Source organism: Paenibacillus sp. FSL M8-0334, from assembly GCF_038000405.1.
Lineage (GTDB): Bacteria > Bacillota > Bacilli > Paenibacillales > Paenibacillaceae > Paenibacillus_AQ > Paenibacillus_AQ campinasensis.
Genome location: NZ_JBBOCH010000002.1, coordinates 1137731 through 1154238, shown reverse-complemented (window position 1 = coordinate 1154238; position 16508 = coordinate 1137731). Strand labels below are relative to the sequence as shown.

General features: G+C 51.3%; 20 protein-coding genes. All 20 read right to left on the bottom strand.

Annotated features, from left to right (window positions below; translation table 11 throughout):
• Positions 1 to 8 precede the first annotated feature (8 nt).
• A complete protein-coding gene (locus MKX64_RS19425; protein WP_095265732.1) occupies positions 9 to 374 on the bottom strand; it encodes a response regulator in 366 nt (121 codons plus the stop codon).
• 28 nt (positions 375 to 402) lie between these two features.
• Complete coding sequence (gene fliY / locus MKX64_RS19420; protein WP_095265733.1) at positions 403 to 1641, bottom strand: flagellar motor switch phosphatase FliY; 1239 nt, start codon at positions 1639 to 1641, stop codon at positions 403 to 405.
• Complete coding sequence (gene fliM, locus MKX64_RS19415) at positions 1631 to 2629, bottom strand: flagellar motor switch protein FliM (protein ID WP_095265734.1); 999 nt, start codon at positions 2627 to 2629, stop codon at positions 1631 to 1633. The genes fliY and fliM overlap by 11 nt, the downstream gene beginning before the upstream one ends.
• Before the next feature lie 36 nt (positions 2630 to 2665).
• A complete protein-coding gene (locus MKX64_RS19410) occupies positions 2666 to 3124 on the bottom strand; it encodes a flagellar basal body-associated FliL family protein (RefSeq protein ID WP_095265735.1) in 459 nt (152 codons plus the stop codon).
• Positions 3121 to 3345, bottom strand: a complete 225-nt coding sequence (locus MKX64_RS19405) for a flagellar FlbD family protein (protein WP_095265736.1) — start codon at positions 3343 to 3345, stop codon at positions 3121 to 3123. The genes MKX64_RS19410 and MKX64_RS19405 overlap by 4 nt, the downstream gene beginning before the upstream one ends.
• Positions 3346 to 3398: 53 nt before the next feature.
• Entirely contained in the window at positions 3399 to 4223 is an 825-nt protein-coding gene (locus MKX64_RS19400) for a flagellar hook-basal body complex protein (RefSeq protein ID WP_095265737.1), read from the bottom strand.
• Between the two features lie 73 nt (positions 4224 to 4296).
• Positions 4297 to 4692 carry a TIGR02530 family flagellar biosynthesis protein gene (locus MKX64_RS19395; RefSeq protein WP_095265738.1) on the bottom strand — a complete coding sequence of 132 codons (396 nt, stop codon included), beginning with the start codon at positions 4690 to 4692 and terminating at the stop codon, positions 4297 to 4299.
• On the bottom strand, positions 4689 to 5258 hold the full coding sequence (locus MKX64_RS19390; protein WP_095265739.1) for a flagellar hook capping FlgD N-terminal domain-containing protein: 570 nt from the start codon (positions 5256 to 5258) through the stop codon (positions 4689 to 4691). The genes MKX64_RS19395 and MKX64_RS19390 overlap by 4 nt, the downstream gene beginning before the upstream one ends.
• Positions 5259 to 5278: 20 nt before the next feature.
• On the bottom strand, positions 5279 to 6619 hold the full coding sequence (locus tag MKX64_RS19385) for a flagellar hook-length control protein FliK (RefSeq protein WP_095265740.1): 1341 nt from the start codon (positions 6617 to 6619) through the stop codon (positions 5279 to 5281).
• Positions 6620 to 6651: 32 nt separating this feature from the next.
• Positions 6652 to 7581 (bottom strand): MotE family protein, encoded by a 930-nt coding sequence (locus tag MKX64_RS19380; protein ID WP_095265741.1) that lies wholly within the window; start codon positions 7579 to 7581, stop codon positions 6652 to 6654.
• 44 nt (positions 7582 to 7625) lie between these two features.
• Positions 7626 to 8069: a flagellar export protein FliJ gene (fliJ, locus tag MKX64_RS19375; RefSeq protein ID WP_095265742.1), complete on the bottom strand. Its 444-nt coding sequence runs from the start codon at positions 8067 to 8069 to the stop codon at positions 7626 to 7628.
• Between the two features lie 9 nt (positions 8070 to 8078).
• On the bottom strand, positions 8079 to 9398 hold the full coding sequence (gene fliI, locus MKX64_RS19370) for a flagellar protein export ATPase FliI (protein WP_095265743.1): 1320 nt from the start codon (positions 9396 to 9398) through the stop codon (positions 8079 to 8081).
• A complete protein-coding gene (locus MKX64_RS19365; protein ID WP_095265744.1) occupies positions 9385 to 10236 on the bottom strand; it encodes a FliH/SctL family protein in 852 nt (283 codons plus the stop codon). The genes fliI and MKX64_RS19365 overlap by 14 nt, the downstream gene beginning before the upstream one ends.
• A complete protein-coding gene (gene fliG, locus MKX64_RS19360; RefSeq protein ID WP_095265745.1) occupies positions 10229 to 11245 on the bottom strand; it encodes a flagellar motor switch protein FliG in 1017 nt (338 codons plus the stop codon). The genes MKX64_RS19365 and fliG overlap by 8 nt, the downstream gene beginning before the upstream one ends.
• Positions 11246 to 11256: 11 nt before the next feature.
• Positions 11257 to 12834, bottom strand: coding sequence for a flagellar basal-body MS-ring/collar protein FliF (gene fliF / locus MKX64_RS19355; RefSeq protein WP_095265746.1), 1578 nt, complete (start codon positions 12832 to 12834; stop codon positions 11257 to 11259).
• A gap of 34 nt (positions 12835 to 12868) precedes the next feature.
• Entirely contained in the window at positions 12869 to 13177 is a 309-nt protein-coding gene (fliE, locus tag MKX64_RS19350) for a flagellar hook-basal body complex protein FliE (RefSeq protein WP_095265747.1), read from the bottom strand.
• Positions 13178 to 13221: 44 nt separating this feature from the next.
• Positions 13222 to 13671 carry a flagellar basal body rod protein FlgC gene (gene flgC / locus MKX64_RS19345; RefSeq protein ID WP_095265748.1) on the bottom strand — a complete coding sequence of 150 codons (450 nt, stop codon included), beginning with the start codon at positions 13669 to 13671 and terminating at the stop codon, positions 13222 to 13224.
• Positions 13672 to 13677: 6 nt separating this feature from the next.
• A complete protein-coding gene (flgB, locus tag MKX64_RS19340) occupies positions 13678 to 14085 on the bottom strand; it encodes a flagellar basal body rod protein FlgB (RefSeq protein WP_095397835.1) in 408 nt (135 codons plus the stop codon).
• A gap of 430 nt (positions 14086 to 14515) precedes the next feature.
• On the bottom strand, positions 14516 to 15919 hold the full coding sequence (hslU, locus tag MKX64_RS19335) for an ATP-dependent protease ATPase subunit HslU (RefSeq protein ID WP_095265756.1): 1404 nt from the start codon (positions 15917 to 15919) through the stop codon (positions 14516 to 14518).
• Positions 15920 to 15949: 30 nt separating this feature from the next.
• Positions 15950 to 16492 (bottom strand): ATP-dependent protease subunit HslV, encoded by a 543-nt coding sequence (gene hslV, locus MKX64_RS19330; protein WP_095265757.1) that lies wholly within the window; start codon positions 16490 to 16492, stop codon positions 15950 to 15952.
• Positions 16493 to 16508 lie beyond the last annotated feature (16 nt).

The window sequence follows — 16508 nt, the reverse complement described above, 5'->3', positions numbered from 1 at the left end:
AGCTACCCTTATACGCCAAGCGTTTTGTTGATAGCTTCAATGACGCGGTCCGATTGGAACGGTTTGACGATAAAGTCTTTAGCGCCCGCCTGGATTGCGTCGATAACCATCGCCTGCTGTCCCATCGCAGAACACATGATGACTTTTGCGTTCGGATCCGTCTTTTTAATTTCCTTCAATGCAGCGATACCGTCCATCTCAGGCATCGTTATATCCATCGTGATCAGATCGGGACGAAGCTCCTTGAATTTCTCGACAGCTTGCGCACCATCCTGAGCCTCACCTACTACTTCAAAGCCGTTTTTAACCAGAATGTCGCGAATCATCATTCGCATAAATGCAGCATCGTCCACAATCAGAATTCGGTTAGCCATTGATAATAATCCTCCCTAATATATAGTGCTATTGTAATTTTTGAATCCGGTCCCATTGGCTTACGATATCCGTGACCCGAACCCCAAAGTTTTCGTCAATGACCACGACTTCTCCCTTGGCGATCAACTTGTTGTTGACGAGTATGTCTACAGGCTCACCTGCAAGCTTGTCCAACTCAATGATAGAGCCTTGCGTCATTTCCAAGATATCCTTAATTTGCTTCTGGGTCCTTCCTAATTCTACGGTGACTTTAAGAGGAATGTCCATCAGTAAGTTAAGATTGTTTTCATCTACTTGCGCGTACGGTGGAGCTTGCAGATTAGAGAACTGCACCGGTTGCACATTTACATTCCGGTTAGGCATTCCGCCATATTGTTGGGGCTGATGGGGCATCCCATATGGCATGGAAGGCGGTACCTGTCCTCCTTGCATCGGCTGACTGTAATCTGGGCCTGGAGTCTGCATTGGCGCAGCTCCCGCTGGAGGCTGTTGGGTATTTGGTACTGCATGATGATCGACCGCAGGTTGGCTCTCCACAACCGGAGGCGCCTCTGTCGTCACAGCTGCTTCAACAGCAGACTCCTCTGCTCCGCCAATCAGCGTGCGAACCATGTCTTTTGCAAATTCCACCGGCAGCAGCTGCATGATGGTTGAGTCAATCAAATCACCGATAATCAATCGGAAAGAGATTTTGATCAGCGTTTCATCCGGAGGGAGATTGCTTACCCCCGTTCCGCTCTCTACATTCAAAATATCAATCCCGGGTGGCGAAATGTTGACAAAACGGTTGAAGATGGTGGACATGCTCGTTGCCGAGGAACCCATCATCTGGTTCATCGCTTCCTGCACAGCGCTGATATGTATTTCATTCAGCTCTTCATCCGCCGGATTGCCTTCTCCGCCCAGCATCAGATCCGCAATGACCTGGGCATCTCTCGATTTAATGACAAGGGAGTTGATGCCTTCAAAGCCGTCCACATAGGTTACGTGAACCGCAACGTGAGGCTTCGGGAACTCCGCTTCAAACTGGCTTCTGGTAATGATCGAAACTCTTGGCGTTGTAATATCAACCTTTTTGCCCAGCAGTGTCGATAGAGCCGTTGCCGCACTGCCAAAAGTGATATTCCCAATCTCGCCAAGCGCATCTTGCTCGAGAGGCGTTAGCACGTCGTCTACGGTTGCCGCCGAAGAAGGGGCCGGAGCCATTTCCGACTGCTTTAACAAGGCGTCGATTTCTTCCTGGGATAAATAATCTTTACTCGTCAAGTTCTTCAGCTCCTTCGATGACAATTTCATCGATTTGTACAGCAACCCGATCCTTCACCGTGCCGGGACTGCCAATAAACTTCAATCTGTCGCCGACCTTAATGGCTAGCCCATCGTGGACCGGCTTATTCAGGCTGATGACATCCCCGACCCCCAAGCCGAGGAATTCTGCAACCGTCAGCTGTGAAACACCCAGCTCTGCTACAACCGGCAGCTTCGCTTTGCTGACCCGCTGCTTCAGGGCGTCCACCTCTTCCGGAACCCGCGATTTTTTCTCGGAAACGAACCACTGGTGTGCCGAAAGCTTGGACATGATCGGTTCCAGAACAACGTGCGGGATACAGAGGTTAATCATCCCTGTCGTATCACCGATTTTTGTGCTGAGCGATATCAGTGCAATCGTTTCGTTGGGGGAGACGATTTGCATAAACTGCGGATTCGTCTCGAGTGCCTCCAGGCGCGGCGAAATATCAATCACCGTTTTCCAAGCTTCCTGGAGACTTTCAAATGCACGGCTGAAGATTTTTTCCATGATGATCGTTTCGATTTCGGTCATGGCGCCGATCGTGCTTGGCGCTGTCCCGGTCCCGCCCAGCATTCGGTCAAGCATCGCATAGGCGATGTTGGGATGGACCTCCATTACCATACGGCCTTTCAGCGGTTCTGCCTCAAAGATGTTAAGCACCGTCATTTTAGGTATGGAACGGATAAACTCATCATAAGGAAGCTGTTCAACCTGAACGACACTGATATGCACAAACGTGCGCAGCTGGGCTGAAAAATAAGTGGTCAGGTATCTTGCAAAGTTCTCGTGAATCCGGGTTAAGCTTCGAATATGATCCTTCGAGAAACGAACCGCTCTTTTAAAGTCATAGGAACGGATCTTCTTTTGCGTTTCTTCTTTCTTCAATTCCTCAGCGTCCATTTCTCCGGAAGAGAGCGCGGCCAGCAGGGCATCGATCTCATTCTGCGATAAAACATCAACCATCTACTCACCCCCTTACAGGTCACCCGACGAACAGGCCTATATTCCAGCTACGAGAACGTCAGCAATATCAATTTGGACGACTTTCCCTGTTGTAATGGATTCGTTCACCAGGTCCATCAGCTTGCTTGTAAACTGCTCACGGCCTTTGGAACCGTTGAGTGTATCCGGGTTCGTATCAGCCAGCGTTTTGATGATGATCGGTTTAATCTTAATGTCCTTGATTTTATCGAACTCTTCCTTCGCTTTTTTATCGCTAAGCTGGATGGAAAATGCGACGGAAATGATGTAATCAGGATCAGCCAGATTCGTTTTGATGCCGGTGATTTCCGATGTTACTTCAACAATCTCGTCAGCTGACATGTGCGGTTTGACTTTCACTGTCGCCGCCGTTTGGGCATCGTTCTTGCCGTTTGAGTTGGACAACACGAACACGGCAAGCACAATTAGCGTGATCGATAGCATAATTGTGATGATCCACGGAAACATCTTTTTCATGAAGGTTCCTCCATTTGCTGCACTTTAATAGTTGCTTGATGCACACCGACTTCGCGATGATACGCCTTGACCGCCTCGATGACTTCATCTGCGCTCTCGAGCACAATCATGCGCTTGCCGTTGATTAAAGTGATGTAAGTGTCAGGAGTCTCTTCAACCATTTCAATCAAGAGAGCATTAAGCCACATGGGTGAACCGTTAATCCTCGTTACCGATATCATGGACAGACCTCCTTTATTATGAGGGAGGGAATTCACCCCTCCCGTCATTCACCTTAACGCTTCAGATTGACCACTTCCTGCAGAACCTCATCGGAGGTCGTAATAATCCGGGAGTTGGACTGGAAGCCGCGCTGGGCCACAATCATTTCGGTAAATTCGCCTGTCAGGTCCACGTTGGACATTTCAAGCTGACCGGTGATGATGGCTCCGGTGCCGAGCTCTGGGTCATTGCCGGTTGAGATGTAATCCTCAAGTTCACCATCAGGCACAGCATTCAGCGTCACGCGATACAAATTGCCGCCGATTTTTTCCAAGCCTTCAGGATTGGGAACTACGGCAATGCCGATGGTCGCGCCTTCCTCAGTCGTTCCATCCTCCATTCTCTGAATGATGGTTCCATTCTGAGAAATGGTGAAAGCTGTGACTCCTTCTTCAAGAGCGATAGGCTCACCCTCTGCATCAAGCACCAAAAATCCATCGGAGGTTACAAGGTTGCGAGCCACATCAATATGGAAATCACCCGCACGGGTCAAGAACGGCACCTCTTGTTCTTCGCCCAGGGAAACCATGAAGAAGCCGTCCCCGTCAATACGCATATCCGTTGGATAGTTGGTCAGCATCGCACTTCCCGGCGTGTGCAGCGTATCAATCGAACCCAGTGACACGCCAAGTCCAACCTGCTTGGCATTAATCCCGCCGGTTGGGTCCTCCGTTCCTGGGGTAACCCCGGACAAGGTCTGGCTCATAATATCCTTGAACATGACCCTGCTGGCCTTGAATCCTACCGTGTTCACATTGGCAATATTGTTGCCGATCACGTCAAGCTTCGTCTGAAATCCTCTCATGCCGGATACACCGGAGTACATGGATCTTAGCATCGTTTATCCCCTTTCTTAATGGACCGCATCTGTCGATCAGCGGCCGCCTGGCTTCCTAGTCGGGCCAGCCAGTTTATGAAATGATAATTGCACTATCGATCTGGGTGAATACATTGTCAACCATTGCTTTGCCATTCATGGCGGTTACAACCGTGCGATTCGGCACGTTCACAATGAGCGCCATATCCTTCATCAGTATCAGGGATTCTTTACTTCCTTTTGCAGCCGCCTTCTCAATCGCGCTGTGAATTTGGACCAACTGATCCGCTTCCAGCTCGATGCCGCGCTGCTCAAGCCGCTTGGCGGCATGATTGCTGATCTTCAGCAAATTTTCATTCAGGAGCTTACGGAACTCACCGGACCCTGGTGTACTATGGGATGGTGAATGTGCCTGTGAGCGATCCCGATGAATCGCTGCCGGGTGAAGCGTGCCGGAATACAGCTGACCAATCGTCATTCGTTCACTCATGGTCCTGTTCCTCCGGCCGGTTCATCGCCGCTGCTCTCCCCGGCCCCATCTGCGCCTGTATCCGGCTCGCTAGCTCCGCTATCTGGTGCAGGTGGCGTCTGCGGCATCTCAGGCGTCTCTGGCACAGCCGCATTTTCAATCTTCACAATCTCGTTAAGCGGTACTTCGTTCACCCCGACTTTGGCATATGTGAGGCCGTCCCGGACGATAATGGACTCCACCAGACCGCTCTCCATCTGATATTGCGTACCGCCCTCCGGGAGAACCATCCAGCTGATCTGTTTGCCGATCAAGCTTGATGCCGCGCCAAGCGACTGGCTCAACTGGTTCAGCTGGGAGTTGATATTCATCAATTGCTCCAGTGAAGTAAATTGAGCCATCTGCGATATAAATTCCCGGTCCTGCATCGGCTGGAGCGGATCCTGATAACGAAGCTGAGCCACGAGAATTTTCAAAAACTCGTCCTTGCCGAGCTCGCCGCCAGGCACCGTCTTGTCCTTCGAATTCGAACGGGTATGGCCAGGCTCTACATTGCTAAAGCCAACATTACTGACATTTTCCGCCATGATTACTCACCTCCCCGCGATTAGGCTTCTGCTGTAAATGTGCCTCCATGCTCTTCCTCTTCAGCTTGAACGGATGCGAGCCAGTCGTTCCATTCCTCTGTCAGATCCGCAGCAATAACGGCATCATCATTCGGTCTGTCCTTCTCTTGGGATCGGTGCTGCTGCGACTGCTGCTGTCCGGAGCCGGACTGACGGCCATCCTGGTACAGATATGCGGTCGAAGAGGAGCTGCTTTGCGTCACCTCGATCTTCTCCACCTGCAGGCCCTGTGCCGCGAGCGCCGCTCTTAACTGAGCCATCTGCTGATCAATCAGCTCCCGCGCTTCGGCCGTTCGCGTCATGAATTGAGCGATCAACTGACCATTTTGCATCGTCAGCTTGATGTCAACCTGCCCCAAATGCTCCGGGTTCAAGGAAATTCTCGCTTCCGTTGCCCCGTGCATCTTGACGATCTCCAGCTTGTTGATAATGAAGTTGGTCATCTCATTGGCGAAATTCTCCACCGGCACTGGTGGTGCTGCTGGCTTAATCGCTACCTGCGTTCCAGAGCGAAGCGCCAGCTGTCCGGCCGTAACCGTTCCCTGTTCCAGCAAAGATTCGCCTTCCGGGAAGAGCGACTCAAACTTCAGAGCCTCGCCTTCCACACGAATGGTCGGCGCTGGGTTCGGATTCGATCCGGTTGCTGTGCCAGAATTCCCATTGGACATTCCAGCCTGCTCACTAACCTTTGCATGAGCCGTGTTCGTTGGTGCAGCTTGTCCGGCCTGATCGTTCAGCATGCGGCCAAACGCGGTGGACGTCTGATCTGTGTGCCGTATTTCACCCATCAAACCTTGGAATGCCTGAACGAGCTGTTTCATCGGTGCCTCAAGATGCTGTGCCTGTGAGCCGAGCAATTTCACCTTCTCGATCAGCTGGGCCACCGTATCCTGTACCGCAAATCGGACGGTGTCGCTATGCATCGCCAAAGGAGGCAACAAAGCCTCTCCATCGCCAGCCTCTGCCGTCTTCCCCGCTGCCGTCTGCTTGTCTCCTTGAATCAAAAGATTCGCTTGAGCCAGCCAAGCCTGCAGCTGCTGTAACAGCGACGGATCTTCTGCCAATGCTTCATCCAGCAGATCCAGATCATCCAGCAGTTGCGTGAGCAATTCTACTAGCCCGTCCACCGCCTCATCCGATTCGGCAGGCAGAACCGGCAGCGCCACTGCCGCTGCAGTTTCGCTTTCCGATGCCCCCTGGCCTGACAATTGGGATACCAGCACGGCTTCAAATGCAGTGCCTCCTGCTGTGCCCGCCTTGCTTGTGCTCCCGACCGTCGATGCAGAAGAGATCGAAGGAACTGCGCCTTGAATTAATGTCATCTTTCTCACCTCCTTTCCAAGCGATTACGCTTTTAGTTGGAGCCCATGAGTCGATTCAACACCCTTGCCGCAACTTCGGCATCCTTCTGGGACATCGCGTCAAGAATTCGGGAACGCGTAGCGTCATTGACAGAATTCAAAATCGTGATGGCCTTGCCAGGACTAATCTTGTAAATCTGCATCAGAAGATCTGCTGCATTCGCCGGCGTCATTCCTGCAAATGTCTGATTCAGCTGGCTCTGATCGAGGTTGGCTGATGTACTCTGCGTCGACTGCGACTCATTCCGGTCCAGCCGCGACTGAAGCGCTGCTATTGCCAAGTCTTCGGATGGCTTCGCGTCCTTCAGCATCATCGTGGCATCAGCGGCCACCTTCGGGTCCATACGCTGCAGTATCGCCGAGCGGTCGGCGCTCTTCATTTCACTGAGCATGAGCACCATTTCTTCCAGTGTCAGATTTTGCATAATCGGCGCTGCCTTGCTCGGGCTCATCCCCGCATACAGCTTGGCCAACTCGCGAATCTGCTTCGTATATTCATCGTCTTCTTCAACCGGCTCGACTGCAGTTGCCTGATTCTCCATTGTTTCGATCCGAGACTCTAGCTGCTGAACTTTGCTGGCTTCTGCTTCCTTTTCCTCAGCCAACTGAGCGATTTCCTCTTCCCGTTCTGCAAGCTGCTTCTTGAGCTCCGCGATGGTCGCCTCGGCGCTTTCCTCCTGCTCCTTGGCCTCCTTAAGCTTCTGCTCCTCCGGCGACAGCACCGGATCGGGAACCCAGTCTTTCACAATCGGAATTTTGTTTGCAAAATCAAGTACACCGTCCCGGACATCAGACCTGAAAAAAACGGCCAGCGCGCCTAACAGAACGATGGTGAAGATAGCCGGAATGAGGATTAACAGAATTCGCTCGAATCCTCCGCTTGACTCTTCTTTGTCTATTGGCATATCGTCGTTTCTAGCCACTCTTATCCCTCCTTCGCCTTAACCCGGCGGTATGGCGATGACCGTTAACGAGCCTTAATCGCAAAACGCACCGTTGCCATTTCATCCAGCTCGTTTTGTTCCCGAAGGAGACTTGCATGCCGGAACCTTTCCTTGGATTTTTCCCTGGCTTTGAGCCATACCTTTTCATCCATCATCTTCTCGGTTAGAAACTTCTGATTCTTCTCAACATTGACATGAGCCCGGCGAATGTCGTCACGCTTGCGATGAATGCACTGTTCCAAATACTCAGCGTACTGCTGGATATTCCTCACTTCAGCCACTGGCGCTCTTTTCGCTACGGCTTCTTCCTGGGCACGGTACATCTCGTCTCTAAGCTCATACAGCTCATGCAGGCTTTTCTCTTCCGCCTGAAGTTTCCCGATGGCACTGGAGAGCATCCATTCTGCCTGGTGTTTTTCATTCGTTTTCAGATCCACGATTTTCTGGAATGCGTAATGAAATTTCATTCGTCACAGTCATCTCCTTGAGAACTCGGAAATCAGTCGTTCCTGAACCTCACTCAATGTCGTCTTTTCATTTACCTTCTGTCTCGTGAAATCCCATATCCGTTGAATATGCTCGATGGATTCGTCGATGTCTGCGTTTGAACCTTGCTGATAGGCTCCGATATTGATCAGATCCTCGGAGTCCCGATAAACGGCGAGCAGTCTTTTCACATTGTCCGCTGCATCGATCTGCTCTTCCGGCGCGATGTCTTTCATGACACGGCTGATGCTGGACAGTACGTCAATGGCCGGAAAATGTCCCTTATTGGCAATTCCCCGGTTTAGCACAATGTGTCCATCAAGAATTCCCCGGACCGTATCCGCAATCGGTTCGTTCATATCATCGCCATCCACCAGAACCGTATAAAATGCGGTGATCGAGCCTGTCGGCCCGGTGCCCGCTCTCTCCAGCAGCTTGGGCAGACTGGCGAAAACGGAAGGGGTGTAACCCCGCATCGCCGGTGGTTCGCCAACTGCCAATCCAACCTCACGCTGAGCCATGGCGTAACGGGTGACCGAATCCATCATCAGCATGACGTTGAGTCCCCGATCGCGGAAGTACTCTGCTATCGTCGTCGCGATGAGCGCCCCCTTAATCCGAATCAGCGCCGGCTGGTCCGAGGTCGCCACTATGACGACCGAGCGCTTCAGGCCTTCCGGGCCCAAGTCGCGCTCAATGAAATCCAGCACCTCACGACCGCGCTCACCAATCAGGGCAATAACATTGACATCCGCTGACGTGTTTCTTGCAATCATGCCCATCAGCGTGCTTTTCCCGACACCGGAACCGGCGAAGATGCCGACACGCTGCCCCTTGCCGATCGTCAACAATCCGTCAATCGCCCGAACGCCAATGCTGATCGGCTCTTGGACGCGTGGCCGATTAAGCGGATTCTGCGGCGTGTTGTTGGTGTTATAGTGCGGCATCCGCGCCGGAATGATCGAGCCGTCAAGCGGCTGCCCCAAACCGTCAAGCACCTTGCCCAGCAGTTCAGACCCAACCTGTACGCTAAGCGGTTTCCCCGTACCGACCACATCGCATCCCGGTCCGATGGAATGAAGCTCGCCAAGCGGCATCAGCAGCACCTTGTTGTCCCTGAACCCGACAACCTCGGCCTTCAAGGGCTTGGACTGCTTGGTCGGATAGATGTAGCACACATCCCCGATGCTCGCGTCAGGCCCTTCGGACTCTACCATCAACCCGATCACCTGCGTCACTTTTCCGTTAATTCGAACCGGATCCAAATGCCGAAGCTGGTCAATATAACGCGTGCTGTCAAGCGTCCTCATCCTGATTTCTTCGCTCCTCATCCTCCAGAGCTATTCGAACCAGCTCTTTCTTGATCTCTTCCAGCTGAGTATCAATTCGCGCATCCACACTACCGAAGGAGGAGCGGATGACGCATCCTCGATCCTGAACCGTCGCGTCAGGCAGTATCTGCAGCTCTGCCTGTGAATCGATCACTAGCCCCAATTCTTCGCGGGCCGCGTATATAAATTCAAAATGCTCGGGTGCGACGCAAAGCGAGATCACGCCTTTTTCTCGTTTGCGGGACAAGTTCTTGCGTATTAGCTCCACCATCAATTCAGGCTCGACGGTCAATTGCCGTTCGATGACCTTCTCGGCAATCGCACAGCTCAGTTCCACAAGAAAGGGCTCCGCTTCCTGTATCAGTTCTTCCTTGGCCCGGTAAGCCTGCTGGAGCAGCTCCTGCGCTTCATGAGTAGCCTTATCCAGCAGCTCCCTCATTTCCTGCTCGGCTTTTGCCGCGCCTTCTTCATAGCCTTGCCGGTAACCTTCCGACTTCAAAGCTTCGGATAAATCGTTGTCCTGGAGTCTTCGTTCCTCCCACCAGGCGTCAATCTGCTCTTTCGCTTCAGCCAGCATCCGCTCCGCTTCCTCCGAAGCTTCCCTCAGCTGTCTTTCCGCGAATTCCTGGGAATCCTTGAGCATCTCATCCTTCATTCGTTCAGCCTCGGCCAGCGTTACCGCTACCGCGGGATCAACACCTTTCGGAACCTCTTCTTCAGACTGCTCCTCAACCGGCACATGATAATGCCGGGCAAGATCCAGTGCAGCCGGTTCGTTCATGGGCTTATAATGGGACGATTTGATCAAATTAGACAATGATGTCATCCCCTCCACCACGAGCAATAATGACTTCGCCCGCTTCTTCGAGTCTGCGGATCGTGCTTACAATCCGGCTCTGTGCTTCCTCAACATCACGCAGCCGAACCGGTCCCATGTATTCCATCTCTTCCCGGAAGGACTCGGCCATGCGTTTGGACATATTGCGGAATATAACGTCCCGCACCTCTTCGCTTGCCACCTTGAGCGCAAGCTGCAAGTCGGCATTCTCGACATCGCGGATAATTCGCTGTATGGAACGGTTGTCCACATTGACGATATCTTCAAATACAAACATCCGTTTCTTGATCTCTTCGGCAAGTTCCGGATCTTGGATCTCAAGCGAGTCGAGTATCGTGCGCTCGGTTCCGCGGTCTACACCGTTCAGAATCTGAACGATGGATTCGATTCCTCCCGCGCTTGTGTAATCCTGGGTGACTGTCGCGGACAGCTTCTGCTCAAGCACTCGCTCCACTTGGGCGATGACTTCCGGCGAAGTGCTGTCCATCACAGCGACCCGGCGTGCAACCTCAGCCTGTTTCTCCTGCGGCAGAGAGGAAAGAATGACAGATGCCTGCTCGAACTGAAGATAAGACAATACGAGCGCAATGGTCTGTGCATTTTCATTCTGAATAAAGTTCAGAATTTGTGCCGGATCCGCCTTGCGTGCAAAGTCAAACGGCCGAACTTGAAGCGTAGCGGTCAGTCTGTTAATAACTTCACGAGCCTTTTCTTGACCGAGCGCCTTCTCCAAAATTTCCTTCGCGTAATTAATGCCGCCCTGTGATATGTATTCCTGAGCCAGGCATATCTGGTGAAACTCCTGCAGGATGGTGTCTTTCTCATCGCTTTCCACTTTTCTCACATTCGCGATTTCAAGTGTCAGCTGTTCAATCTCTTCTTCTCTTAAATGTTTAAATATTTGGGCGGACACTTCAGGTCCGAGCGTAATTAACAATATTGCGGCTTTCTGACGACCGCTCAATTCCGTGCTGTTTCCCTTGGCCAACGCTACCACCTCTATTCCTCAGCAAGCCATGTGCGAAGTAAATTGACAAACTCATCCGGCTTCTTCTTGGCCAGTGTCTCAAGCTGCTTGCGAACCTGACTCTCGTTCGTGACACTTTCCAGATTGACCGATGGAAACTCCGTAGCAGGAGGAAGCGGAACATCATCTTCCAGCATTTCTTCCTGCTGTCTGCGTCTGCGAATGAAGAAGTATGCGCCTCCGGCAATGAGAGCCAGTGCAGCGATACCAATCCCCCACAGCAGCGGCTGGGACAGAAGAGTTTGCGGCGTATCCGGATTAGTATTAATTACCTGCGAAACAACCGAAACTTTTTGTGCCAATTGTGCGTCTGTATAGTTAGAGCCGGAATCTGAAAGTGAAGCTCTAACAATGTTGACCAGAATGTTCTCAATCGCCATTCTTGTCGTGTCATCCAAAATTTCTTGTCCCGAAGGTGGTTCAACCGAGACATTTATGGTTAAATCTTTAACAACATATGGACTGGCAATGATATCTCTCGTAATCCGGTTAACCTCGTAGTTCACAATTCTTGATTCTTCTTCTGAGGTTGTTTGTCCACTGGACGCATCGCCTGGATAGCCTGCGATTTCTTCTTCACCGACTCCAGCTACACCACCCGTTGGACTACCTGTTCCGGAATAGTTCTTCTGAATTTCCTGGACGCTGAGCTCGATGCCCCTCATCTCTTCTTCATCCACAGGGGTCACCAGGTTTTCTTTGCTCTGCACCTGATCGAAATTCAGTTTGGATGCAACCAGAACATTGACTTTGTTGGAGCCCATATACTTGGACAGAAATTGCTGTACGTTCTGCCTAACATCGTTCTCGAATTTCTTCTGAAGAGCGAAGTTCTCTTCAACTTTGCCCATGAGACCGCCTTGTCCGCCTTTGGCAGTGGCAAGCAGCTCCACCTCATCGTTGGTGATGGTGATATTCTCAATCGGCAGATTCGGAATCGCTGTTTTGACAAGGTTGTAATACCCGTCAATCGCTTCCTGATGCGGACGGAAGCCCGGTTTGAACTGAAGCACTACCGAAGCACTGGCCTTATCTTCATTGCCGGTGGAAGCAAACACGCTTTCCTTTGGCAGATTGAGAAGCACGGTAGCGTCTTGGATGCCCTGCATTTTTTCAAGCAGTCGCTCCACTTCGCCGTTCAGCGCGTTTACATATTTCACTTCAAATTCATTTTCAGTCATGCCGATTGCCGAGGAATTCTGTTCAAACGTTTCAAAGCCGATCGTCCCGTTCTGGACTAGGCCTTGAGACCCAACATCAACCATTACCCGGGCAGCCTGGGTGCTCGGCACTGAAATGCTTTGCCCATCGGGGCTCAATTGGTAGCCAATCCCCTGGGATTCGAGATAGCTGATAATGCCAGCGGCATCGCTTGAATTCAGGTCTCGGAACGCTACCTCATACTTGGTCTTGGAAAATTGGACCGTTAGAACTATCAGCGCGATGAGCAGAATCGCAATCGTTGCAATCAGCATTATTTTTTGTTTTTGGCTAAACTGGCTCCAATATTGGGTCGCTTTATCCCGATATTGGGAAATTCTCTCGTTCACATCGTCACCCCATCCGAAACTTTGCTAGAAACTTTTAGATTTGCGTACGCATGATCTCCTGATAGGCTTCTACCACCTTGTTTCGGACCTGTGTGGTAAGCTGTATGCTTAACAATGCTTGCTGGCCTGCTATCATCACCTGATCCACGTTAACTTCGCCGAGCATCAATTTGTCACTCATGACGTGGGCCGTTTTTTCCTGGGAAGCTACCGCATTCAGCGCTTCGCCCAAGTATGAGCTGAACTCTCGGATGGTCTCGGTCGGCGCCGCTTTCGCCGCAACGCTGTTCTGCAATTGAAGAGGCTGTACCTGCGCGGTACTGAACATTGTATTTTGAATCATGAAATTCTTCCCTCCAGCAATGGTTATGTATTTAGAGCAATTATTTATCTACCGATTTCCAGAGCCTTCATAATCATAGCTTTGGAGGCATTGATCGCTGTAACGTTCGCTTCATAGGAGCGAGAGGCTGAAATCATGTCCACCATCTCTTTGGTGATGTCCACATTAGGCATATAAACATAACCTTCGGCGTTAGCATCCGGATGGTTCGGATTATAGACCAGCTTCAGAGGAGATTGGTCCTCTTGAACCTTGCCTACCTTTACCCCTTGAAACGCCTGTCCGCCCGACATCTCCGCCCTTAGCATCTGCTCAAACGAAGCCTGCCCAGGCTCAAGAACAACCGTTTTCCGCCTATACGGAACCGCTTCTCCATTGACGATGCGGGCTCTTGTTGTCTCCGCATTCGCAATATTGGAAGAGATGACGTCCATCCGTAGACGCTGTGCCGTAAGCGCCGATGCGCTGATTGCGAAGCTGTTGCTGATGTTCATGTCATGTTATCTCCCTTCGATCGCTGTCCGCATGATTCGAATTTGCTCGTTAACAACCTGTACGTAGGAATTGTAGCGGAGCTGGTTTTCCGCGAGCAGTGACATTTCTCGATCCACATCGACATTGTTCTGATTGTTGTTCATGGAGCTTGTTTCGTCCGTTAGAACTACAGCATCAGGAATCCGATTGGAACGTCCGATTTCAAAATGTCTGGGATCTGTCCTTCTGCCGGAGAGGGATAATTGGGTCCCTCCCATTTCTTTCTTCAAAAGACTTTCGAATGTAACCGCAGATCTCTTGAAATGGGGAGTGTCCACATTCGCGATATTGTTCGACAGAACCGTGTTTCTGAGGTTCGCTGCGTCCAATCCGCTTTGAAGCCGTTGAAAGCTACTGTTATTCAATAGATTCACTAGCTCATTCCTCCTATTTGGATTGCTGAAAGGCACTGCGCACTTCCTAACTTAATCCTTTTTTCGACAATTAATCTAATCCGTACGCACTAACCTAGGTCTTAAGTAGAAAAAGACAACATGATGTCATATAAACTAAGTTTCTTAAAGATTGGGACTTTTTACAATAAGAAAAAAGCCCTATCTTTCGACGAAAAGAAGGGCTTTTTAATCATTTTTTATTGTTTTTTTCCTAAAAAATTGAAAAACGACACCTGATTCTGTAAATTTTTCTCGTATTTTCACACCACTGGGTCCTGTTTTTCTCCCTATCATTTCCAGAAAAACCACGAAAACCGTCCTGCCAGCTTCCAACTTGCGAAAGTCATTCGACAATATCCCGAGTTTGGGATCGACAGCCTTGTCGCATCCCGCTGTAGAATTGACGGGGTTATAAGATATACTGGCTCAGATCCCGATCCTGGGCAATGCCCGCCAGTTTCTCGCGCACATACTGCGGCGTGATCACAAGCCGATCCAGGGTCAGCTCAGGCGCTTCAAACGACAGATCCTCCAGCAGCTTTTCCAATATCGTATGGAGCCTCCGCGCCCCGATGTTCTCGGTATTCTGGTTGACCGAAGCAGCAATTTGCGCAATTTCCCTGATCGCATCAGGTGAGAACTCAACCTCCAAATTCTCGGTTCGAAGCAAATGAATGTACTGTTTGGTCAAAGCATTTTTCGGCTCGGTCAGAATGGATACAAAATCATCCAGGGACAAACTGTCCAGCTCTACGCGAATCGGAAAACGTCCCTGCAGCTCAGGAATCAGGTCCGACGGTTTTGCAATGTGGAAAGCACCCGCTGCGATAAACAAAATAAAGTCTGTTTTCACCGGCCCATACTTTGTCATCACCGTGGAGCCCTCTACGATAGGCAAAATATCGCGCTGGACCCCTTCCCGGGATACATCAGGTCCCGACTGCCGGCCTTGGCTCGCCACTTTGTCTATCTCATCTATGAAGATGATGCCGGACTGCTCCGCACGGCGAATCGACTCCTGGATGACATCGTCCATGTCGATCAGCTTGGCCGCTTCCTCCTGGGTCAGCACCTTTCTCGCTTCTTTAATGCTGAGCTTGCGTTTCTTGGTGCGCTTGGGCATCAGACTGCCGAGCATCTCCTGCATGTTCATCCCCATCTGATCATTGCCCTGACCGGCAAACATGTCAAACATGTTCGGAGAGGTGTCCTCCACGTCAATCTCGATGATGTCATCCTCCAGCTTCCCTGACAACAAATTAAACCTGACCTGTCTCCGCTGCTCCTTCAGGCTCACATCCTTGTCTTCAGGCTCCTCCTGCTCCGTCTGACCGGCATTTCCCCCGCCGAACAGCATCTCAAACGGGTTGCGCTGATTTTTCTGACTCGATCTCGATGGAACCAAGATTTGCACGATACGCTCATTAGCCATCTCTTCCGCCTTGTCGCGAACCTTCTCGGTACGCTCCAGCTTCACCATCCGAATCGCCGTTTCCACCAGGTCCCGAACCATCGATTCCACATCACGTCCGACATATCCGACCTCGGTAAATTTGGTGGCTTCTACTTTGACGAATGGAGCGTTCACCAGCTTGGCAAGCCTGCGGGCAATCTCTGTCTTGCCGACACCGGTCGGACCGATCATCAGAATATTTTTGGGCACGATTTCATCCCGCTCGCTGTCGCTCAGCAGGCTGCGCCGATATCGGTTGCGGAGCGCAACCGCCACCGATTTCTTGGCTTCCTTCTGTCCAACGATATACTTATCCAGTTCGGCAACAATTTGCCTAGGGGTCATCGCTTCATTCTTCATCGCTCTACCTCCGCCCTGTATAAACTTCGATCACAGCTCTTCCACAATGATATTACCATTGGTGTACACACACACTTCAGAGGCAATCTGGAGCGCCTCGCGGGCGATGTCCTTCGCCTCCAAATGCTGGGCATGGCGCTTCAATGCACGGCCGGCGGAGAGCGCAAAATTGCCGCCAGAGCCGATCGCCAGCACATCATCATCCGGCTCGATAATCTCCCCGTTCCCGGAAATGAGCAGCATCCCCGTTTTGTCCATCACGATCATGAGCGCTTCAAGCTTCCGCAAAATCCGGTCCTGTCTCCAGTCTTTGGCCAGCTCCACAGCCGCGCGCTGCAGATTGCCATGATGCTCCTCCAGCTTGGCTTCAAACTTCTCAAACAGCGTGATTGCATCCGCCACAGAACCGGCAAAACCGGCGACAACTTGTCCCCGGTAAAGACGGCGTACCTTTTTGGCGGTCTGCTTCATGATGACGTTCTGCCCGAAGGTTACCTGGCCGTCGCCGGCAATGGCTGCAGTGCCGTTATGCCGCACGGCGCAGATCGTAGTCGCATGAAAAGTCATATCCATGATGGCCGACCTCCCT